Genomic DNA, 23,794 nt, shown 5'->3' with positions numbered 1-23,794 from the left:
CCCAAAAAATTACCAAGGCTTATTCGTCCCTTGAAGAACCCAAGGTTTCGACCATTGGCTATTTTTTCCTCTTAAACCAGAATGTTTTGTTACCTCTAATTTATTGATAGCGGCGTCAGCATTAGTACGGTTGAAGTTTACTTCATTGTCTCCGTAATTGAAACGCACCGCTACAACAGGTTCGGCAGAAGCAGGCCCTGCTTTCAACGCTGGCAGCCCCGTACGGCGGTAGTCAAACCACGCTTCCGTTGCCATTGTCCAGTTAGCAAGCCACTTTTGCTCCATTACCTGCGCCAAAGTGTTGTTAAATGCAACACCCGGTTTAGCTATAAACGCATCATACTGCGAACCTACTCCCCAAGTTTCAAGAGAATTTTTGACACCTGCATTATAATGCGCTTGAGCAGTCCCTACCGACCAGCCTTTCAAAGCGGCTTCTGCCAAAATAAACGACGCTTCGGCCGATGATGCCAGACGAGCTCTCAACAAGCCACCGCTGCTTCCACGATAAATCTCGGCAAGCTGAGATACGTGTTGGTTTTGTACGGTTTGGCCAGGTGTTGGGTTATTGTTGTACGTATCAGGCTGGATAAGTCCCGCAGGTACACCCACGTACTCACCCGTATCCAATGTCCCTTTGTACAATTTAGGATTGTAATGACGCGTATATTTTGCGCCTTTTTTCACTTCTGCAAGTAGCACCAAGTCAGTCAAATAGCTTACATTTTGTTGAATTACCCCGTCTTTACGGATAAACTTATCTACGTCGGTTGTGAGGGTTTCGTCAGCCACCCAACGCACGTGAACTGGTGCAATCCATACTTTCAGACGAGGGTCGCCCGTTGACACCAGCGCATTTACAAACGCCTGCGCAGGTTTCTTTCTTCTAAAGTTTGACTGCTCTTGGTCAAAAGCTACGGCACCAGGCCATGCGTTTCCAGCAGTAGCACCAATATAAGCCATGGTAGCGTCTTCCGCTTGGGTTTTGATGTAAATACCTGAGCTATAGATTGCTTCGATTCCAGCTTTTGCTTCAGCAGGCATTTTGTCAGAAACGCGCATGTAATAACGCAACAACAAAGTATTGGCAAATTTCTGCCACGATGTAGGATTTCCTGCGTAAAACAAATCGTAGCCCGTCGTATAACCAGTTGCATCTTTTGTAGCAAAAAGCTCAGAAGCCGCCTTCAAATCCGCGATAACTCCTTTGTAAATTACTTCTTGACTATCAAAAGTAGGTTTCAACAATTCGTTAGATTGATCGCCTTTCACGGCAGATGTATAAGGAGCATCTCCCCACAAATCCGTGATAACACCAAAGATAAACGAGCGCATGGTGAGCGCTACGCCTTGGTGGAACTTGTAGTTGAGCGCCACCGAGCGCTTGTACATAAACTCATTGTTACGGAGCATGTTGTACCAGCCACTCCAGTCTTGCGGGCCCCAATCATAGTGATTGACGCCGCTAAACCAGCCGTCGTGCTGGATGTGTTGGGCTACCCCTGCCACGTCGCCGTAGCCAAGTTCCAAATACGCCCTAGCTGCCGAGTTCATCACCTCTGGCATCATTAGGTTGGGGTTAGCAGTAGCTGGGTCAATCCCGTTTGGGTTTACGTTTGTTTCTGACAAACGGTCACTACACGACGAGGCAACCACAATTGCCAAGGCCAACGCCGATTTTGATAAGATTTTTAACATTTTCATCGTACGCTATGAATGTTAGTTGATTACAAATTGAAATTTAACTTAAACCCGATTGGCATGGTCCAAGGCATTACGTTTTGCAACTCGATACCTTGTCTGAAACGACCGCCATCTGCTTGGAATGCTCTTTCAGGGTCGATTCCGATTTTTGCAGCGTTCCAAAGCATGAGGTTACGTGTGAAAATTGAGATACTGGCATTACGGAACCCGCCAATGTTAGGGATATTGTAACTCAACGAAAGCTCTCTCATTTTCAAGAAAGACGCGTCAAACGTAATTTGTTGGTTGTAGCTCCAAGGATAGGTGTTTGAAATAGGGAAAATGTTAGTACCTGCACCACCCAAATGCTCCTTGTACGTACCATCAGCTTGTAAAATTACCCCTGGAACAAAAGCACCATCGCCATCGGCACCCATACCACCTGTTGCTTTGGTGTAGCCACCTACGCGAGGGAAGTTTCCATTTGTAGGGATGATGTACTGATCAGGATTTGACTTTAAAAGTGCCACTAGCTCCGCTTCCGAATACAATCCACCAGGAATTAGGTTATCAATTTGGCGTTGCGATTTCCAGTCAGACTCGCCGTAGCGATAAGTATAAGATTGGAAGTTACCGCCGATGCGTGCATCGAAACTAGCCGCCAATGAGAAGCGCTTGTACGAAAGTGTAGTTTGCATACCCATGATAAACTTAGGGTTAAAGTTTCCTACTTTCATCCGAGCATTACGGTCATTGACAGGAATCCAGCTACCATTTCTGTCCAAAATAGGCCAACGGTAATACGGCGAAGACGCATCTTGCACTGTTGCGTAGCCACGGCTATAGATGTCACCAATTTCTTGACCTACGTAGGTAAATGCACCACCGTTGTTGTCATCCCAAAGCTGGTAGAAATCCATTCCTTCCGTCAACTCTTTGATGCGGGTACGGTTGCGGGTGAAGTTTACGTTCACGTCCAAATTCCAGCCATTTTTGTCGCGGATTGGGCTACCACCGAGGTTGATTTCCCAGCCTTTGCTTGCCAACAAACCTGCATTGATAAGCTTGCTACCAAAACCTGACGAAGATGGAGTCGTAATGCTCAAAATCTGGTTTTTATTCTCTACGTAATAGTACGTTCCTTCAAAACGAATGCGGTTTTCAAACAAACCAAAATCCAAACCAAATTCGGTTGAAGTGGCGATTTCAGGCTTCAACTGGGCGTTCAACAGCGTACCTGGTACGTTGGTCGTGATCAAGCTTCCCCAAGTACCTGTACCCAACGTTGGCACTAATTGGTATGGTGCGGCGTCGTTACCCACTTGTGCCCAACCTGCTCTGAATTTCAACAATGAAATTGATTTTGGTAAGCTAAACGTATAATTGGCCAACCAGCTCAAAGAAGCCGATGGGTAGAAATACGAACGGTTTTCGGCAGGAAGTGTACTCGACCAGTCGTTGCGGGCTGTCAAGTCTAAGTAAAGCATGTTTTTATAGCCCAAAGACGCCATTCCGTACAAGCTATAAATTTCTTTTTTATTGCTACCATTGCTGACTTGAAGCGATGCCAACGGAATGTTTCCGATACGGTACAAGCCTGGCACAGTTAGAATACTACCACCCATGTAGTCTTCTTTGTAGTTCTGTACCATGTAGTTTCCACCACCCGACACGCTCAAATCAAACGATTTGATGGCTTTTTTGTAGGTCAACAAGAAGTCTGTGTTTGTTTCATTACGGCCAATTCCCTGCAAATAATATCCTCCGTTACGTACGCGAGAGTAGCTCCAAGGAATTTTGGTTTCACGATCTTCCGTAAACATATCGTACGATACCCTTGCAAAGGCTGAGAGTTCTGGCGTGATGTTGTAATCCAACTTCATGTTTCCATACACACGGTCACGGTTGAAGCCGTTGTTGATTCCGTAGGCCAAGAAGTAAGGGTTATCACCATTGGCAGAAGGAGATAGCTGGCGAATTTGTTCGTTACCAGGTACCCAGTAATTTTTCAAATCTCTCACGTCCACGTGTGGCCACAAATAAACAGCTTCCAACGGGTTTGCTCCACGGTTGGCAGTGGATGGACGGTTTTTAGAGAATGAACGAACAAAATTTAAGTTGGTACTGAGTTTAACTTTGTTGCTAATGTCATACGTACCAGCTGCCGACAATGTATGGCGCTTCAAATCCGAGTTAGGGATAGGGCCATTGTTTTGCATGTAGTTGTACGAAACGCGGTAAGTGCTCTTATCGCTTGAACCCGAAATCGACAAGTTGTTGGTCGTCGTAATTCCCGTTTCCAAGAAGTTTTTCATGTTGTCTTTGTACGACTTCAACTCCGTAGGAATTTTCTGACCGTTTGCGTCCAATGGGCTATTCCATTGGGCAGCCAAGATACCTTTATCCAACTCTGGGCCAGCCCAGTATGCCGACGTTTCGTCTAAGCGCGCATTGCGGTTTCCGTTTCCATACTTGTAGTGAAAATCTAAGAAGCGGTAAGGGGTCTCGAATACGTTGCTCGTTGAGAACGACACGCCCAAGCCTTTGCCTTTTTTACCCGATTTTGTCGTAATCAAAATCACCCCGTTTCCTGCACGTGAGCCGTACAAGGCGGCCGCACTTGGGCCTTTCAAGACCGAAACACTTTCTACATCGTCGGGGTTAAGGTCAGAGATGGCGTTACCGTAGTCCACATTGTTACGATCACCCATCGAGCGAAGGTTGTTCAAGCTGTTGGCAATAGGTACCCCGTCCACGACAAAAAGTGGTTGGTTGTCGTTGCTCAACGATTTGGCTCCGCGAATAACAATACTCACCGAAGAACCAACGCCACTCGTTTGGTTGATTTGCACCCCAGCCACGCGTCCAGAAAGGGCATTCAACACGTTTTCTTGCGGTACGTTTACAATGTCTTTACCAGACACTTCGCCTACCGAATAACCAAGGGCACGTTTTTCACGTTTGATACCCAAGGCCGTTACGACCACTTCCCCGAGTGTTTCGGCACCTGGGTTCAATTTTACGTCAACCATGTTACGGTTTCCTACCGCAACTTCCGTTGGATCATACCCAACAAACGAAAAAACGAGTACTGGATTAGCCCCGTTTACCTCAATTGAGTAATTACCTGCGGCGTTTGTGCTGGTCCCTTTTTGGGTACCCTTTAGTACGACGTTCACGCCAGGCATGGCAGAGCCGTCTTCGCCAGTCGTTACTTTACCTGTGATGGTTCTAAGTTGGGCGTACACTGAAGTACAGAGTCCTCCCCATACCAATCCTATTACAAGCAACATCCTCGTTACCCGCTCTAAAGGAAAAAAGTGTTTCATATAGTCTGCTAAGTTTAATTAGTTAGTACCAATGGTACGTACTAACCAAATATTCAGACTATTGCAGATTTATTATTTTTTGGTAAAGAAGAGAAAATTTTTATTTTACGTTTATATATAAAATACAATGTAATTCATTGACTAAAAGATACTTATGCTTTAAGAAAAAAATTTGGTGAAGAATCAAAAATTGTTTCTTCACCAAAAAATATTCAATTACTGTAACAACCACATTTTTGAAAACTCGTTATCTATCGCTGGCGATAACGTGCTTACTCCCAAGTCGTAAGCCGCGCGGTTTTGCCCCAATTCATTGCCTGGGTAGCGGTACCGAACGGGAAATGTATAACCACTCAAGCGACCATTGCTAAAGATATTTGGCAAGCCCGTACGGCGCAAATCCAAGTACGCTTCCGTCGAAACGGTGAATAAAGCCAACCATTTTTGTTCCGCAATTTTGGCCAACTGCCCAGCCTTATCAGTTGGCAAAGCAATACTGGTTTGTGCCAAGTATTTATCCACATCGGCTTGTTTTACCCCCCAACGCAAGAGTGAGTTGGTGATGCCCTTGCGGTAATACGTATCTGCACTTCCCGAAATCAAACCTTTGGCAGCAGCTTCGGCCAAAATGAACTGTACTTCGTCGCTGTTCATCAGTTGGGCTTTGAGCAAATTATGCTTGTTTTGGCGGAACAACTGCGAATACTGCGAAACTTTAAAGTTACCCACTACCCCACCTGCGGCGGTATTGTAGTGCCCATTTCCGTTTTTCCAGTCGCTCAACATCCCCGCAATAAATCCTACATATAGCTTGTCGGTATCGGTGATGTTGGATACTTGCGCGGCCATGTCTTTGTTGTTCACGTCCAAATACTCCCACTTTGAAGTATAAGTAAAGCCGTTGGCATCGGTTGTTGACACCGTTTGTCCATCTTTCGCCTTATCGGTCGTCCAAGGCGTTTCTACGGGAGCTACCCATACGTTCAAACGCGGATCTTTTAACTCTACCAACTTGTCAACCAATGTTTTACAAGGACGGCGTTTATTAAATTCATCGACCGAACCCCAGTTGATTGTACCACCTTTCCACGAGTTCTCTGCCGTTGTTCCTACGTACGCAATGGAGGCATTTTCGGTAGCATCCGTAAAAATTGGAGAGGCAAGCACGGCAGTCATTCGTGCACCAGCATCCGTCAATTTGCCCGAAGCACGCATAATTAAGCGCAATTTGAGCGAGTTAGCGAATTTGAGCCACTTGGTTTTATCCCCGCCAAACATCAAGTCATAACTTTTGTCGATGGGTTCAGTACCTGAGTTCATCAGCGCCGTGGCATCGTCCAACTCTTTCAACAACCCCGTGTAGGTATCCGACTGTTTGTCGTATTTGGGGTATAAAATCCCCTCGCGTGCTTTCAGGGCTTGGGTATAATACACATCGCCATAAAAATCGGTCATGTACGAAAACAACATCACCCGAAATGTGATAAAAATACCCTTGTGTACTTTCGACGCCCGTTTATCGGCCAAGCCGATTGAACCGTCAATCAATTTAAGGATATTCATGGCCGAATACATGTCGTCAATCGGCGACTTAAATCCTGAATAGAAGTTGTCGCCGCTCTGGTAGTTGCTTTGCATGTGTTGCACCGCACTAGGAAGGCGGCGGTTGTCAAAGCCCATGTTTTGGTAGAAAAGCGACGTTTGCTTAATGACCGACGCCAACAAGAACGGGTCGTTGACCGATTCTACCGCGTCGAGCTGCTGTACGGTATCCACTACCCGTAGTTCATCTTCACTGCAAGACGTTGTGATTCCTGTCAGTAAGGCTGAGAATGCGAAAATTTTTATGTATGATTTCATGTTCTTGATTGTACAGTGATAGTAAATGCTTAAAAATCAAGAGAAAGCTTCAAGCCGTACGAACGAATCGCTGGCAAGGTTGCTCTCAAAATACCTTGGTTGGTACCTACTCCCGTAAAAGCTGACTCAGGGTCTTCGTTACGGCCAGAGGCATTCCATTGGAATAAATTACGGCCAATAAACGCCAACGATACGTTGTTGAGGTTGTACTTAGAGGTCAGGTTTTTGGGCAACGTGTACGCCAACGTGATTTCTCTCATTTTGAAGTTGGTAGCATCGTACGTTCTTGTGGCTGAGAAGTTCCAGATGATGTCACCATAGCCGTTATAAGGAAAATCATAGAACGTGTTTTTAGGATTAGCACCATTTACGATGTAATCGGCATCAGTAGCAGCGGCAGGGTCTCCTTTGTAGTTAGGATTCAAGAAAACACCTTTTACGTAACTAGCATCCTGGAAATCAGAGCGTTTATCGTTGTTGTTTGAATTGATTGCTGCATAGTCGCTGGCATTTTCAGCGGGCCAAACCATTCCACCGTGTGCTGCATCACGTCCACCTACCCACCAAGGGTTGTTGTCGCCCGAGCCCAAGGTTGTCATAGCACGTCCGTTCGATTCCGCATATTGCTGGTTGACCGACACATACTTACCCCCTTTACGTAAGCTTCCTACCAAGCCAAGCGTAAATTGCTTGTACTTCAATGTCGTATTCAAGCCTAAGATAAAATCAGGGTTAAAGTTACCGAGTTTACCACGATCACGCTCATCGCTTGATTTTTGGATTTTACCTTCTTGGCTATCCAACAAAGGCATACCTGCATATTTCCCTGTTTTTACGCGTAAAATAGGATTTTCTTCGTAGATGCTTCCAATTACCTCGCCTTGGGCCAATTTCACTTTTGTTTTACCATCGTAGCTGGCAAATACATATCCTGCGGGGGCAAACTTGTCAGACAAGCGCGTAATTGTAGCTTTATAGTGCGTAAAGCTTGCTGAAACATCCCACGTAAAATCTTTGGTTTTAATAGGCGTAAAGTTCAACCCCCATTCAAAACCCTTGTTGCGAACATCGCCGATGTTGGTCAACAAGCCCGTATAGCCTGTTCCTTGTACCAACGGAATGTTGTCGATTTGGTCTTTTTGGTCTTTCACGAAGTAGGTGAAATCAAGTTTCAAACGATTGCTAAACATCCAAAGGTCAAAACCTGCTTCTTTAGAAATCGAGTGTTGCGCTTTCAAGTCAGGATCAACGATGGTGGCGTTCAAGCTAACGGTGTTGATAGAACCCCAAGGACTTGCATCAAAACTATACGTATCAATCGAACGACGGCGCACCAAGCCGTTTCCTACGTCGGCGTAGTTCAAGCGAGCTTTCAAATAGTTTATCACTTGTGGCAACTTAAATGATTCTGAAGCCACCCAGCTCAACGAAGCTGATGGATAGAAATAGCTGATTTTTTCTTGAGCGTACGCCCCTTTCCAGTCGTTGCGGCCTGTTACTTCCAAAAACAACTTGTTGTCGTAGCTAAGGTTCGCCATTCCGTACGCACTTACCGATTTTCCGTTGAAATACGGCGCACCTACGTTTGTACCTAAGTTAGTACCCGTACCACTCACCGTCAGCGTTCCTGCTTTGATGTTGGCGAGCGTAAACAAGTTAGGCGAGCTCAAATCTCCCCCCGTAATTTCGAGCGTACTGGCATTCGTAAAGCGGTAGTTACCCCCGCCCGACACTGACAAGTTCATTTTGCCAAATGTGTTGTTGTAGGTCAAAATCGCATCTGTATTGGCTTCCATGCTGTTGTTGTTACCCACTACATATTGTCCGTAAGCATCTCCTTTTGCTCCCCAAGATTGGCGCAATTCGTAGTTTTCTCTCACGTTCTGCATACCCGTACGGAGCACCAAAGAAAATGGCTTCGACAACTGCCAATCCAATTGCGCTTTGCCAAAGTAGTTGTCACGCGAGAATTTGTGGATTTTTTCGTAGGTAAGCCACCAAGGGTTGTTTTGAGCTACATCAATGCCGTTGTCTTTCATAATGGCTCCGTTTTGGCGAACTCCCGCAAAACCTGTCAACCAATAATCACGCATTTGTGACAGTGGCTGCAAGTTGGTTGGTAAGTTAAAAAGCAAATCGTTCAATACACTATTAGAACCTGTGACGTTCGCTTTATTGGGGGTAAAGGTTTTGATGTAGTTTCCACTTACCGACACGCGAATGTCTTTCGTCAAATTGTAGGTTGTATTCAGCGTAAATGACTTCTGATCAGTTTTCGTGTTGGGCATTACCCCTTTATTGTTCATGTCCGAAATCGAAAAGCGGAACGAGCCTTTATCGTAATTACCCGTGATACCCACCGTATTCGTCAATGTACTTCCCGTTTGGAGGTACTCTTTGACCCGGTCTTCTCCCGACGATACCATGGGACCGTTTTTCCATTGTTTCGCCGCTACATCCCAGTAATCGGCTTTGAATGAACCATCAAGAATCGGCCCCCAGGTATCCGTATTGTCGTATTGCCATTCGTAGGCACGCTCGCCTTGCCCAAACACTGTTTGTTCGGGGAAAAACTGGTAGGCTTTTTCAGTAGTAGCTGCTGACGTGAAGCTCACCCCAATGCCTTTTTTCAATCCCACACCTGATTTGGTCGTAATCATAATAACGCCGTTGCCACCTTCTGCTCCGTAAAGTGCGCCTGCGCTTCCACCTTTCAGGATCGTTACCGAAGCAATGTCCTCGGGGTTTAGTTGCGAAAGAATGTTTCCAAAATCAACCCCGTCTTTGTTGGTAAACGACTGCGTACCCACAGGCACACCGTTGATGACGTACAAAGGCTGGCTTTTGAGCGAAACGTTGGCATCGCTCAAAGTAGGCATCGCCGACGACCCACGAATGTTCACCAACACCGACGACGTAGGGTCGCTACTCAAACTTGTGAGGTTTACCCCACTTACTTTTCCGTCTAGGGCTTTCAACAAGTTAGGGTTAGATGCCTTCACGATGTCTTCTGATTTTAATTCTCCCACCGAATACGCCAACGAACGTTTTTCGCGGTTAATCCCCAAGGCAGTTACCACCACTTCTTGTAGGCTTTCTGCGCCTGGCTCCAATGCTACTTCAATGATGCTACGCGCAGCCACTGGAATTTCTTGGGTTTTGTATCCCACAAAAGAGAATACCAGTACTGCGTTATTGTTTGGAACTTCGATTGAAAAGTTACCCATAGCATTACTGCTCGAACCACGTTGGGTGCCTTTCAAGACGATATTCACGCCCGGCATAGCGTTCCCGTCTTCTTTCGAGGTAATTTTCCCCGTAATGGTTCTGGTTTGTGCCCAAACCATCGCGAAGCATCCGCTCACAACCATCGTCGTCAGTAGGATTCGCTTCAGCATTCGCCCCATAGTAGAGTTGTCCTTCATTTTAGTAAGTTGTTTAATTGATTGTACCCATAAATACCCCCCACCCCATTAGGTAGGCTAAAAAACGAGATTAAAATCCGATTAAAAAATATACCTCGTTTCTAGTCAACTAATTTGACTTACTCCTTATAAAAACAGCCGCCGCAAATGGTATCATTTGCAGCGGCTAGTTAAGACTTTTGCCTACAGTATATATTATTATATTTTTGACTATCAGTATTTTATTTAATTTATCATAAAATACAAAAGCACATTATCAATATTGGTCTGTATTAAATCGAAATTAAAACAGAATTAAATTATAATTAATAAATATGTCTTTTTGTAAATTTTTAAAATTAAAGCATAAAAAAGCGAGGCCAATGGATGTAGCATCCACTGACCTCGCTTTTCACTGAAATAGTGTGCGATAAATCAATAAAATCAGAGTGCCGCGGCTAAATCAACGCGGTCACGTAAAAATTGCTTTGCCTTAACTAGCTGATTTTTAACGGTATTTTTTGAAATGCGCATCAACTCTGCGATTTCTTGGTATGACTTTCCTTCTTCTACATTCAGCTTTAGGATTTGCTTTCTTTTCTCCGACAGTGCTTCAATCCCTGCCTTTAGAAGCACAATTTTCGCTTCTTCAGTGTCAGGTGCTATCTCGTAAGCCTCTTCCATTCTATCAAAATACTCTTGCCGCAACGTCTGGTTCTTTTCTACTTTCTTGAAATAGTCGAAAGCCAAATTGCGAAGGCAAGTAAACAGATAAGAATTAAAATTCAGGTCAGGGTTGATTTGCCCTCTTTTTTCCCAAATTTTGATAAAAACATCGTGTACCATGTTTTCCGCCTCTTCCTCTTCTTTGATCAGAGAAACACAAAATTTTGTGGCTGGCGTCTTGTAGTGATTATACAATTGAGTAAAAGCGAGTTCGTCTCCTTGGATTACTTTCCGTAAGACGTATTCATTGATACAAGCCATGGTTTTTCAGGGTTTTGGGAGGAAATGAGATACAGAACTATTTGTGGATTTGTGAAGTAAAGATACGTCATCGGAGAGAAGACTTCGTATCAAATTGCGTAAATATATCCTCAAATCACGCAAAGTGAAAATATAATAATAAAAACATAATACAGGATTATACTTACATGTCATTTCTTCTTTTAAGAAGCTCAAATTTTAACAGTTAGGTAATAGCCTTTGCTCTCTGGCGTTGCGTATTATTTTTAGCATAATCACAACAACATGAAGTTTTGCATCGCTTGTTTGTCAATCGTTGGGTGTCTCTTGGGGAGCTGGATTACTTCCCACGCACAAAACAGCCATTATTCAGACAGCCCTTTTTGGCAAGAAATCCACGAAGCTCACCCTACCACCGAAGAAGTGAGAAGCATAGTGGCAACTCCCGATGGCAAACTTTGGATTGCCACTCCACGTGGGGTATTTCGTAAAAATACCTCCCAATCTGCGTGGGAAGCCGTCATTGGCGATGGCCCTGCCTACACCGTTTTTGCCGACACCCCTTCTACGCTCTGGTTGGGCACTTGGAACGGTGCCTATCACTACTCCAACCACAAACTGGAGCGAGTCTTAGGCACCGATGGCCCCATCTCCGTTTTTTGCGCTTCTCCCGAAGGCACCTACGCCATTGGCCCAGCGGGTATGTGGCGTTTTGACGGCCGTAGTTTTGTCAAAAAAGAGGTGCAAATCCCCCGTTCGGTTCGGGCTGCACACTGCGATGCGCAAGGAGAGGTATGGCTCGCTACCGACGTCGGCCTATATAATATTAATAAGGTAGGAACTACCCGTGTTTTGACAGCAAAAGATGAAGTCATGAGCGGGTATATCAAGGGCATAGCGATGGATGCCCAACAACAGCTTTGGGCTGCGGGGCTTGGGGGAGTCAGCATTCTGAAAAACCATAAGAAAGTCCAAGCAATTACGACCCAAAATAACCTCCCGACGGTGTATGTCACCTGCCTCAACAAAGCCCCCGATGGTACCATGTGGGTAGGTACCGAAAAAGGCATAGTCCGATATACCAATCCTAGCAAAGGTTCTTTGTTATTTAGTCAGCGGTGGCTGCTCCACGACCACATCAATGCCATTTCGTTTGATACTGCGGGCAATGCTTATCTCGCCACCCCAAAAGGAGTCAGCGTTATCAAAAAACAAAAAATGACCTTGGCGACCAAAAACGATTTCTTTCAAGACGTACTTTTAAAACGCCACATCCGCGCCCCTTGGATTGCGGGGCAATGTTGGCTTGAAAAAGCGGGGGACATTTCGAGCTGGAAACCCGAAGATGACGACAACGACGGCGAATACACGGGCAATTACCTCGCAATGGAGAGTTTTCGCTACGCAACCACTCACGCACCCGACGCCAAAGAAAACGCGAAAAAGGCTTTTCTTTTCTTGCAAAAACTACAACAAATCACCGATACCGATGGCTTTTTTGCGCGTACCATTGTGCCTGCCGACTGGACGAGGCTACACGACGGCAATCGCCAATATACCGCTCAGGAATTGGCCGATGAGTTGGTCAAAGAACCGCGTTTCAAGCCCGTCGAAACGCGCTGGCGTAAGTCTAAAGATGGACAATGGCTCTGGAAAGGAGATACCAGTAGCGATGAGATGTGTGGACACTTCTTTGGGTATTTTTTTTATTATGAACTCGTTGCCGACGAGGCAGAAAGAAAGGTCATCCGCACCCACGTAACCCGCATAATGGATTACCTTATTAAACATAATTTCAACTTTGTTGACATCGACGGGAAAGCTACGCGCTGGTCGGTATGGTCGCCAGACCAGCTCAACCGCGACCCTGAGTGGGCACCCGACCGCGCGCAAAACTCCATGGAAATGCTCGGTTTTCTTTTGTTTACCTACCACATTACCCAAAACCCCCTTTACCAGCAGCAGTATCTTCACCTCATTGAAAAAGAGCATTATCTCGACAATATGGCCCAAGTTCTTCACCAAAACCCTGCTTGGTTTATCTATTTTGACGTGGTTTTGCAAGCCTATATTTATCCCATTTTGCTCAAATACGAAAAAGACCCCACTCGCCTCGCTTTTTACCAAAAACACATGGACGACTGGTTTGAAAAACGTAAAGGCGACCAAAATCCGCTCATCAACTTCATCTACTGCTATGCCCGCAACAAGCAAGTAGAGCTAAAACCGTCCGTTGATTTTCTGGTTGATACGCCACTCGATCTCATTGATTGGCCCATCGACCACCGCCAACGCGAGGACATCGCGATTGTCAGGGTGCCCGTTTTGGAGGACGAACAAGTCAATGTTTTACAACCACCCAGCATCCGAATGACGGTACGCTGGGATAAAAATCCCTGGACTGCCGCTGGAGGCGACCCGCACCGCGAACGCGAACCTGTCTTTTGGCAATTGCCCTATTGGATGGGGCGCTATTTGGGGATGATTCGATAGACCAACAACTGTTTCACTATTTATATTTCATTTATGTCAACCATCAAAACCGTATTTTTTGTCTGTTTTTGCGCTGTGCTCTTTTCCAAGTGCAGCCCCAAAAACTCGACAGCTACGCAACAACCCGTCCACCAAGACACCCCATTTTGGCAAGATTATAGTGTCAAATTTTATGCCCAACCAACCGACGGCACGTTGCTATCGGCCTATAGTGACCGCAATGGCGTCATCAAGGTTTTGACCGATAAGGGTCTTGCCCAACCTTATGATGGGCATTTTTTATACCACGGTAAGTTGCAGCCCGACGGAACGTATCGACCGCTCAAAAACAAAAAAATAAGCGCGCTTGGCGTCTATGAAAGCCAGTTTGTTTATCTCGACGACAAGACTGTACTGAGCAACTCGTGGGCAGGAAAACTTTTTTCAAAACACCAACTTCCCACTGCTCGTTTGTTTGCGGGTGGTGCTAATTTTGAGTTCTTGGTTTCGGATGGCAAAGCCCTTTTCCTCGTCAATGATTCCAAAGTGCTTTGGAAAGGCAATTTATCGTCGGATGAAGCACTTCAAATAAGCTACCAAGTAAGTAGCAGCACGTATTGGATACTTGGACGCCAGGGGCTTTATTCGTTCAAAAACAACCAGTTGAACAAAGTATTCAGCGGAGCCAACTTAACTGCGTTTGATGTCTCGACTGACAATAAAAAAATATTTATCGGCACTTCAGATGGTTACATCGAATGGGACATTACGGCACAAAAACAAGTAGGCGACATTCGCAAAAAACTACCTTGGACGGACATCACGGCCGTGAAAAGCATTGGCGACAAAATTTGGTTTGGAACCACCGACGGCGCTTTTGCGCTGCGTGCTGACGGAAAGTTTGACTACTACAACGGTGAGCGCTGGCTTCCAAGCAACCAAGTCGTGCATATTTCGGAAGGCCCAAGTAACTCCGCACTGGTATTAACCAAAGGTGGGCTAGGCCAAATTTGTTTCAAACAAATGACCCTTCACGAAAAAGCGATGTACTACGAACAACAAGTTCGCAGCCGCCACATTCGGAATGGCTTCAATGCCTCGCTCGACAACATGGAAAAGGGCAACATTGGCACGGGTTATTTGGCCGATTCTGACAATGATGGCCTTTGGACTTCGATGTATTTGGGAGGAGAAGTTTACCGTTATGCCGTTACCAAAGACCCCGAAGCCCTTCAAAACTGCCGTGAAGCTTTCGATGCCATGGAGCGACTTTACAGCATCAACCCTGTGAAAGGCTTTCCTTCACGTTCGTACGAGCGTAGCGGTTTCATTCCTCAATTGTCTGACCCCGAACGTTGGCAGCACTCCGCTGACCCTGAATGGGACTGGAAAGCCACCACAAGCAGTGACGAGGCGGTAGGGCACATCTTTGCTTTTGGTACGATGGCCGAGCTGATTGATGACCCATCTCTTAAAAAACGAGCTATCACACTGATAGACAGCTTAATGAGCCATATTGTTCAGAACAATTACTATTTGGTCGATTTTGACGGTAAGCCAACTACCTGGGGGCGCTGGAGTCCTGAGTACGTAAATGCAATGCCTAAAAACGTGGGCGACCGTAAAATTACGTCGTCCAACATCGTTGCCATGTTACAAACGGCTTACCATTTTACGAAGAAAGAAATCTACAAGGAGAAGGCTTTTGAGCTAATGAACAAACACGGCTACTTTGAAAATTTGATGCGCCCAATGAAAGAAATTGGCCCTGCTGCCGATGATGCCGACGCCCTCAGTAAAGAATTATCAGACGGCTGGAACCACTCCGACGATGAGATGTACTTTGTGTGTTATTGGGGTTTATACCGATATGCCTTTAACGATACACTCAAAACCCATTTCAAAAAGGCAATCATCGACCACTGGGAAATCGAACGCCCTGAAAAAGAAGGTGCATGGAACATTTTTACGGCCCTCACAGGAGCTAAAGACTTTGATTTAAACGAGTCAGTTTGGTATTTGCAAGAACATCCACTTGACCTCATCGACTGGAGCATTTCAAACAGCCACCGCAAAGACATCGAAAAACTTGCGCCCAACTTCCGTGGTCAAACCACTAAAGAAGTGCTTCCTCCCGACGAGCGCCCCGTACAGCGCCACAATGCCAACATGTTTAACCTCGACCGAAACGGTAGCAATGGCACTTCCGAACACAGTGCTGGAGATATTTGGTTGCTTCCGTACTGGCTTGGAAGGTATCTGGGTGTTATTTCGGAACCCAAAAAGTAACTTTAGCCCAACAAAAAAACCTCTCGTGATTCGAGAGGTTTTTTTGTTATATCAACTACTAAAACAACTATGCTTTTTTAGCTGGAGTTTTGGCAGGTGTTTTAGCTGGAGCAGCAGGTGCGGCTGGTGTTTCAGGTTTTGGGTTCAAGAAATCATCAGCTACTTTGTTACCTGGATCAAGTGTAATCAATTTTGTGAACCACTCTTTTGCTTTTGCGTCGTCTTTCAACGTAATCACGCTGTAAGCACCCAAGATTTGGTAGAACGACTTTAAGTTAGCCTTCTTAGCTTCGTCCATTGGGGCTTTATCTTCTTCAGCAAGTTTTACGTAGTTTTCCATCAAAGGAATCGCCAACCCATTGGCCATCGCTTCTTCACGCGTGTAAGCGTAATAATTTGCTTTGGCACGCTGTCCATGGGCATACAAGTAGTCAGGCTTACGCTCAAGCATTTGCTTGTAAAGTTCATCTGCTTTCATGAAATAATCACGCTTTTTCTGGCGCAATGCGGAAGAATCAGCTCCTGTCGGGAAGATACGATTGGCAACGTTATAAAGTGGCAACGAAAGATTGACAAGATCTTGGAGAGATGGATTCTTTTCTCTCTTGATTACTTTCTCGTAATATTCAATTGCTTTTTCGTAGTTCTTTGCACCGTTATACATGGCCGCAATTTCTTTGTAACCATTATCAACGGTATCTATTTCCGCTGCTTTTTCTAAGAAAGCCACCGCTGCTGCGGTATCAGCTGGAGTGATACGTAGCATTGAGTTACCCAAATAGCGGTAGTCATTATCGATCGCTTTTTGCGGCGCTTGTTGGATAAACTTCTTCAAGTTTTGAATGGCTTTCTCGTACTGGTTTTCTTTGTACGCTGCCCATCCTTGCATACGGTAAAGTACATCGCTTGTACGGCCACTGCTCATTACCTTGGCAATTTTTGTATTTACCTTGGCAAATTCTTCAGCAACGAAGTTAAACTGTGCACTACGGAGCAATTCATCATCAGTAGCACAAACACCAAGTTTCTCAACGTACGCATCCATGTAGCGTGACGCTGGCTTATACTGACGAACGTAAAAATACAATTCAGCATACTCTTTGTTTGCTGGGCCGTATTCTGGATCCACCTCAATCGCCTTTTTAAAGTTCGTTTGAGCCAATTCCAAGTTACGTCCACCCCAATAGATTTTGGCAATTTTTGCAAATGCTTTTCCTAAGCTAGGGTTAGCATTGATGGCATCTTCATAAGCCGATACCGCAGGACCTGCTTCACCTTTGAGGTAAAAAGCATCTCCTTTTGCCATATACACCTCTTGGTTTTTAGCGCCGCTCTTCAACATAAGTGCAATCGCTAAGTCAGCCAATCGGATAGATTCGGCAGGGTCAGTTGTCTTGTAAATCGGCTTCAAAGAGTCAATAACGATGTAACCAGTGTAAGCCTCGCTAATGCGTTGCAACACTTCTACATTTTTGCTCTTTGTCGCTTTCAAAACTTCAGCAAAAATAGTCTGAGCGCCAGTACGGTCACCTTGCGCTAGGGCAACAGCTCCCATTCCTACCTTGTTGAGGTTTTCTTTGCTTTTAGGATCAGCAGCTAATCCTTTTTCAAAGGCTGCTTTGGCAAGATCAGGTTGTTTGGTGCGTAAATGGTAGTAACCAAGGTAGAACTGATTTTCCGCTGATGGTGTAGATGTCGCTAACTTTTCAAAAGTTTCTTTTGCCAAGCACGCTTGGTTTCCATCTAATTGTTTTAAACCAGTGGCAATGTCTTGAGCAAATGCCTGACTGTAAACGAACGCACTTGCGGCAAACGCTACCAACCACGATTTGGATCTAATGTTCATCTTTCAGTAGGTTGTAATGTGGGGTGATTAGAAAAATTTGACTATGAAACGGGAAACAAAACTATGAAATTGTCCCTTAATGGAAAAATATTATATCTCTTTCTTTAATATTACTTCCCGATTAAATGGTTTTGCAGGCCAAAGACCGCATTTTTCAATAATTAAACTTCCGACATCTCTCATGATGTAATTCAGCAATCCGCTTCCTAATCCTGCGTGCATCTCACGACTAATGATATATACCTTGCGGGCTAATGGGTAATTCCCAAAGCGTAGATTTTGCTGGAATGGTTGATAATAGTCCTGCCTTGTTGGCTTTTCTTTATCCGACACCGCCAATACCCTCAACCCTTTTGACAGCTCGGCGGTCAGGGGGACTTCACCGTCGCTAATCCAGTTAACGCCAATGAATCCTAAGGCATTGGGATTTTGGCGCACATAATCAATTACTTTTTTATTCGAGCCTGCCGAAAAAATCTGCAAGCCTTTCAAATCCGTCAATCCAAACTTGTTCATCACAAAGTTAAGATTGCTGGAGTTGGCATTATCAAATACCAATACAATGTCTTTTGTTTGTTGACTTCCTTCGAGCTGCGACCAGTTTTTAATCTGTCCTTTGAATATACCCTCCACCTCTTTCAAGGTAATGAGGCTATCTTCATTGGTCTTACTGGTGAGCAATGCTAGCCCATCTATGGCAATAAATTGGGGACTATACCGAATTCCACGGGTTTTGAAGACATTCTGTTCGGAGGTGGTCAGTTCACGCGTGACAAAGGCTAAGCGACTACTATCTTCCATTACTTTGGCAATTGCCAAATGTTCGGGAAGGTATCTAACGTTAAACTTGGTACCCGCGTGAGTTCCCACATATCCTTGACACAGCTGCTCTACCATTGGCTGAAGTGATTCATCCGATGTAATCGTTACAGTGCCATGAAAGGCGGAGTCGTTGGCTTGTTTGCAAGAGTAGGTGGTGATGATAGACACTACCACACTCAAAAAAGCAATAAGAACTCTATTCATTTTCACTTTTATAAAGACTATATCCACGATAGAACCGATACCCTCCATACACAATAAGCATTGCGCCAAAAAGATACCTGAGTGCTCCAGAAGGGAGTACGCCAAAAGTAGCGGAGGAGGCCACTAAATAGAGGCCTCCTCCTAAATATGCCAGCCCTATAACCATCGAGAGTGATGACGACAGCTGCTGGTGAAGTGGTTTACGCTTCATACGTGCTATTATTCCAAGACGAAGCTAATTGGTAAGTTATATTTTACCCGTACGTTACGACCCGATTGTTTACCTGGTTTCCACTTAGGCATACCCTTCACTACGCGTTGTGCTTCTTCGTCGCAGCCAAAGCCTAGACCTTTAAGCACTTGGATATCTTGGATACTACCGTCGGTGTTAACAACGAAAGTCAAGAATACCCTTCCCGACACGTTAGCGCGAGAAGCAGCGGCTGGGTATTTAAGGTTTTTACCTAAATACTGACCCAATGCTGCCATACCACCTGGGAATTCTGGGTTTTGCTCTACCACTTGGAAGATTTGTTCTTCAACGGGTGCTGCTTCAACAACCTTAACTTCTTCCTTTACAGGAGCAGTTTCTTCGGGAGCTACAATCGCTTCTTGGGCGTTTTCGTCTCCTTCTTGGGTTTTATCAGCAACAACTGCCTTTTCCAATTCTTCCACTACTGGTGGTGGTGTTTCCTCAGGAACCTCCTCATCCTTTTTTACTTCAGGAGGAAGGAACTTAATCGTAGCCACTTTAGGAACCTCGATTGGTGGAGGTGGCGGCGGTGGCGGTTCGTTCGGGTCAATTGGCGGAGGTGGCATTTTCATCAAGTCAATTTCCTGCATAAATTGTTCCTCTTCTTCCTTTGGAATCAAGCTAATCAACGCAGGAGAAAGCATCGCCAACACAAAGATAGCACCACCAATCAACATTGATTTAGTGAGAGTTGGGCGATAGACTGTTCTGAGATCATACGCACCATACGCTTTATTCCGATTCTCGAATACTATGTCATCGAGAGTCATCGTGGATGATTTATTTTCAGCCATTGCGTTTGGTTAGTTTTTATGTTACAATTAATCCGCTTTATCGCCTAGTAGCTCTTTCTCACTATCCGTAAGGGCATCTACCAGGGCATAACGCTTACTCTTAGTGACAGCCATTTCATCAAGGGCATCCACCATATTTTTGTAAGTGCTACTTTTCAATGGTTTGATAACGCAGACGAATTGACTCAGCCCTTTGTCATCTTTACCGTGTTCACGATCCACTTGCGCCTGCGACTGGAAAATCAATCCGCGCAAATCTTGACCATAAGACACTTTTTTAAGGTCTGTTTTAGCCTTATCATCATCTGCTGCTATGCGATCTAACGCCCATACGGTATTATCTTTACCTAAAAACAGGGTTAAAACTTTGGAAGCTTTTAATGGCTCAGTCTCTTGGTTTTTAACATCCGTTTGTTTATCAGGTACTGCTACCGACATCGACGAAGGCTTACTAAGTGTAGTTGCTAAGATGAAGAACGTAATAAGCAAAAAGCCTAAGTCCACCATCGGGGTCATATCTACACGGGTTGAGGCTTTTTTACTGCGGACTTTCTTATCACCATGTCCGCCACCACCTTGTGCTATTTCTGCCATTTTCTTATACGAATTTTAAAAGTGGTACAAATTAGTCAGCCTTCCAGCCTTGAGGAGGTGCCTCCGTTCCCGTAATCAAGTTAAACTTGTTGATGTTTTGTGCTTGCAATGAGCCCATTACATCTTTAAATACTGGGAACTTAGCTACGTTATCACCTTTGATGGCAATACGAAGCCCACTGTTAGCGCGACGGGCTTGATAAACCCATTTTGCTAACTCGTTTTGCGCAGTAGAGTCGGTCGGAATACCTGGTTGAGCAATCTCCTTCAGCTTGTCTGGAGTGGTAGCTCCAACTTGCAACCATTGAGATAGCCCACGGATGGGTACACCAAAGTTTGCTTGAAGTGAGAAGATTTTCTTTTGCTTATCCGTAAACTGCAACCCTTCTGTTTGAGCAATATTCTCAAGCATAGAGATACGCGTTTGTGGATTGTCAACACCAAAGTAAACTTTACCGTCTTTACCGATGCTAATAATCATAAGATCCTTATCGGGAACTTTAATCGCCGAGATAGACGAAGGAGTTTCGATGGTTGCAGCATCCTGAGATTTGAACTGAGCCGTCAAGATAAAGAAGGTCAGTAGAAGGAATGCCACGTCGCACATCGCCGTCATGTCCATCATCGGATAATTCCGCTTGGGTTTTAAAGCAGGCATAATACGTTATGGTTTGATTGACTATACAAATGTAGAACATTAACAAATACAAAGCAAATATTTATATATAATTTTTTTATATATGCTCATTTACTTTGATTTACTCATAATTAGTTATGAGCAGAGAAGTTTTGTTGAATGCTCAACCCGATTTCGTCAATCTTGTACGTCAACGTATCAATACGGCTAGTGAAGTAGCTATACATGATGGTTGCAATCGCTGCAGTACCGATACCAAGGGCCGTGTTTACAAGGGCTTCAGAGATACCCGTTGCAAGAGCACCTGTATCAGGAGCACCAGCGTTACCCATCGCCGCGAACGCACGAATCATACCCAATACCGTACCCAAAAGAGCCGTCAAGGTAGAAACTGATGCCAAGGTAGCGATGATAGTAAGGTTTTTCTCAAGCATAGGAAGCTCAAGGCTTGTTGCTTCTTCAACTTCTTTCTGAAGAGCAGCTAATTTTTGGTCTTTTGTCAATTCAGTCTCTGTACGAAGTGCAACGAACTTGTGAAGAGCTGTTTTAACAACATTACCTACTGAACCTTTTTGTTTGTCGCACTCTTTGATAGCGCTTTCAACTTCGTTTTTGTCAAGTAGGGATTTTACTTTGCGAACGAACTCATCGATTGAACCTGAGCCATTGGCACGGCCAAGGATGAAGAAACGCTCAATTGAGAAAACCAATACGGTTAGGAAACAGGTAAACAACAACGGTACGATTGGGCCTCCTTCATAAACGATACCGAAGTAGTCTCCCGACTTAGGTCCTTTCTCGTGGTCGCCGTCAACAAAGTGGCTAGGGTCACCACAAATGAATTGATACGATAAAATACCAATGACTAGCAACACAGGGATAACCAAAATTGGGTTTAGACCACCTGCTGATTTTTTTGGGGCGGCCGCCTTGGCCGGTGCTGGAGATGTAGCCTTCTTTTCCATCAGACTTACTTTTAGGGTTTAATTGAAAAAAATAGTTTAAGTGTTTGCGCTGTAAAGAAAACGAAAATATTAAATGGGTAATGCGTTCGCCAAGAAAATTTTTATTGGCGATTCTCTGAAATAGTTACAAAAAATGCGGTGAACGATTCCCAAAAATACATAAAAATATCACCTTTTGGGATTTTTGAGTGGATATTTTAATCTCCCCTCCTTCTTTCTTGAGTAGCTTAAAAGGGCTATTTTTACCCCCTAAAAGGCTCAAAAAAAGAGCATTACCCTATTTTATCACTTCTATAACTATACCTCTGCCAACAAATAGACAAAAGCTAAAACCAAAGAAAAGCGGAGGATTATTTTACTCTATGCCTCTCTTCAATTTTTGGAAAAATAAATCAAAGTATCAGAGGTCGCGTTCAATAATTTGTTGGCTCTGCTTGTCCTTCAAAATGATTTTGTGACGTCCATCGTGGGTTACTTCCTCTTTGATAAGGTAATAGTGCTCATCGTACTCTACTAACGTAGTTTTTTGGGATACCCCTTCTTGCCCTCGCCAAACTGGCAAAACGACGGGCTCCCACTGCTTTGTCTGTGCCGACCGATAGGCGGCATCAATTACCGCATTGACGACATAGCCATCATAAAACGTCTCGGCAGGAATAGTTCCTTCTTCATAGGCATTAAACATGTCCGTAAACATGTGGTTATATCCTAAATCGTTCACTTCATCTCCTACAGGAAACAACCAACCAGTCTTACTTTCTGCCTTTTCAGCCACATACTCTCCTCCTGTACCACTGGTGTACATTTCAAAACCTGTCCTCAAAAAATTATTAATCCAAATGGTACCTTCTGTACCCATCACTTCGTCCCGCAAGTCCATACCTCCTCGAAACGTCCAACTCACTTCCAGCTGTCCTATGGCTCCATTTTCATATTTGACAAGGGCGATGGCGTGGTCTTCGGCATCAATCGGCTTGACTTGAGTAGCTGCCCAGCACATCACTTCGACGGGCTTGACATCTTTACCAATAAAGTTTCGCGCGATTTCGATACAGTGGCACCCCAAATCTAAGATACAACCTCCTCCCGCTTGTTCTTTGTCCCAAAACCAATTGCTGTGCGGCCCAGGGTGCGTCTCGCGGGACTTTGCCCATAGGATTCGCCCCAATGCTCCTTCTTTTACACTGGCCAATGCCTTTAGAAATTTGGGGGTGTAGCAAAGGTCTTCCAGATACCCGCCAAATACGCCCGCCTCCTCTACTGCTTTCATCATCCGAAGCGCCTCCTCGGCCGTCCGCCCAAGTGGTTTGGTACATACCACTGCTTTTTTGTGTTTTACGCACAGCATGACGGCGGCTTCGTGCAGATTGTTTGGCAACGCCACGCACACCATCGTCACCTCAGGATGGGCAATAACCTCCTCCATGTCTGTCGCCCAAAAAGAACAGCGGTAATCATCCGCAAATTTTTTAGCGTTGGCTTCACTCCGCGCATAAATCGCTACCACACGGTCGCGGCTGCGCTGACCATGAATAGAATCGGCATAAAAACGCCCAATAAACCCCGAACCGAGCATGGCTATCTTTTGCATACAATCTGATTTGTTGATAATTAGAAACAAGTTTTAGAAAAAAGCATTTATAGTAAACTTTTTAATGATGAGTTTTTGTTAGTAC

Annotated in this window: 14 protein-coding genes; 2 read left to right on the top strand and 12 right to left on the bottom strand. The window is 44.8% G+C overall.

What is annotated here, in order from left to right:
* Positions 1–9 precede the first annotated feature (9 nt).
* From AC23P2_RS19655 to AC23P2_RS19635, 5 genes are all read right to left on the bottom strand, one after another.
* Positions 10–1,704 (bottom strand): SusD/RagB family nutrient-binding outer membrane lipoprotein, encoded by a 1,695-nt coding sequence (locus AC23P2_RS19655; RefSeq protein ID WP_487774776.1) that lies wholly within the window; start codon positions 1,702–1,704, stop codon positions 10–12.
* Between the two features lie 23 nt (positions 1,705–1,727).
* On the bottom strand, positions 1,728–5,012 hold the full coding sequence (locus AC23P2_RS19650) for a SusC/RagA family TonB-linked outer membrane protein (protein ID WP_487774775.1): 3,285 nt from the start codon (positions 5,010–5,012) through the stop codon (positions 1,728–1,730).
* A 216-nt stretch (positions 5,013–5,228) separates the two neighbouring features.
* Positions 5,229–6,872, bottom strand: a complete 1,644-nt coding sequence (locus AC23P2_RS19645) for a SusD/RagB family nutrient-binding outer membrane lipoprotein (RefSeq protein ID WP_487774774.1) — start codon at positions 6,870–6,872, stop codon at positions 5,229–5,231.
* A gap of 29 nt (positions 6,873–6,901) precedes the next feature.
* Complete coding sequence (locus tag AC23P2_RS19640) at positions 6,902–10,297, bottom strand: SusC/RagA family TonB-linked outer membrane protein (protein ID WP_487774773.1); 3,396 nt, start codon at positions 10,295–10,297, stop codon at positions 6,902–6,904.
* Positions 10,298–10,720: 423 nt separating this feature from the next.
* On the bottom strand, positions 10,721–11,263 hold the full coding sequence (locus tag AC23P2_RS19635; protein WP_487774772.1) for an RNA polymerase sigma factor: 543 nt from the start codon (positions 11,261–11,263) through the stop codon (positions 10,721–10,723).
* 264 nt (positions 11,264–11,527) lie between these two features.
* Here AC23P2_RS19635 and AC23P2_RS19630 point away from each other — a divergent pair, with 264 nt between their 5' ends.
* Complete coding sequence (locus tag AC23P2_RS19630; RefSeq protein WP_487774771.1) at positions 11,528–13,735, top strand: two-component regulator propeller domain-containing protein; 2,208 nt, start codon at positions 11,528–11,530, stop codon at positions 13,733–13,735.
* Between the two features lie 33 nt (positions 13,736–13,768).
* Positions 13,769–16,003 (top strand): hypothetical protein, encoded by a 2,235-nt coding sequence (locus tag AC23P2_RS19625; protein ID WP_487774770.1) that lies wholly within the window; start codon positions 13,769–13,771, stop codon positions 16,001–16,003.
* Between the two features lie 67 nt (positions 16,004–16,070).
* On the opposite strand, the gene AC23P2_RS19620 is transcribed toward AC23P2_RS19625, so the two are convergent.
* The 7 genes from AC23P2_RS19620 to AC23P2_RS19590 all read right to left on the bottom strand — a co-directional run bounded on the left by AC23P2_RS19620 (position 16,071) and on the right by AC23P2_RS19590 (position 23,709).
* The gene (locus AC23P2_RS19620) at positions 16,071–17,849 is read right to left on the bottom strand and encodes a tetratricopeptide repeat protein (protein WP_487774769.1); all 1,779 of its coding nucleotides are present in this window, start codon (positions 17,847–17,849) and stop codon (positions 16,071–16,073) included.
* 90 nt (positions 17,850–17,939) lie between these two features.
* Positions 17,940–18,875, bottom strand: a complete 936-nt coding sequence (locus AC23P2_RS19615) for a PstS family phosphate ABC transporter substrate-binding protein (protein WP_487774768.1) — start codon at positions 18,873–18,875, stop codon at positions 17,940–17,942.
* A gap of 219 nt (positions 18,876–19,094) precedes the next feature.
* Complete coding sequence (locus AC23P2_RS19610) at positions 19,095–19,922, bottom strand: energy transducer TonB (RefSeq protein WP_487774767.1); 828 nt, start codon at positions 19,920–19,922, stop codon at positions 19,095–19,097.
* A gap of 27 nt (positions 19,923–19,949) precedes the next feature.
* Complete coding sequence (locus AC23P2_RS19605) at positions 19,950–20,516, bottom strand: ExbD/TolR family protein (protein ID WP_487774766.1); 567 nt, start codon at positions 20,514–20,516, stop codon at positions 19,950–19,952.
* 31 nt (positions 20,517–20,547) lie between these two features.
* A complete protein-coding gene (locus AC23P2_RS19600) occupies positions 20,548–21,174 on the bottom strand; it encodes an ExbD/TolR family protein (RefSeq protein WP_487774765.1) in 627 nt (208 codons plus the stop codon).
* Between the two features lie 110 nt (positions 21,175–21,284).
* Positions 21,285–22,118 carry a MotA/TolQ/ExbB proton channel family protein gene (locus tag AC23P2_RS19595; protein ID WP_028523791.1) on the bottom strand — a complete coding sequence of 278 codons (834 nt, stop codon included), beginning with the start codon at positions 22,116–22,118 and terminating at the stop codon, positions 21,285–21,287.
* A 400-nt stretch (positions 22,119–22,518) separates the two neighbouring features.
* On the bottom strand, positions 22,519–23,709 hold the full coding sequence (locus AC23P2_RS19590) for a Gfo/Idh/MocA family protein (protein ID WP_487774764.1): 1,191 nt from the start codon (positions 23,707–23,709) through the stop codon (positions 22,519–22,521).
* Positions 23,710–23,794: the final 85 nt, after the last annotated feature.

This window comes from Runella sp. R0.1_18 (genome assembly GCF_057652155.1).
This window is presented reverse-complemented; position numbering and strand designations above follow the sequence as displayed.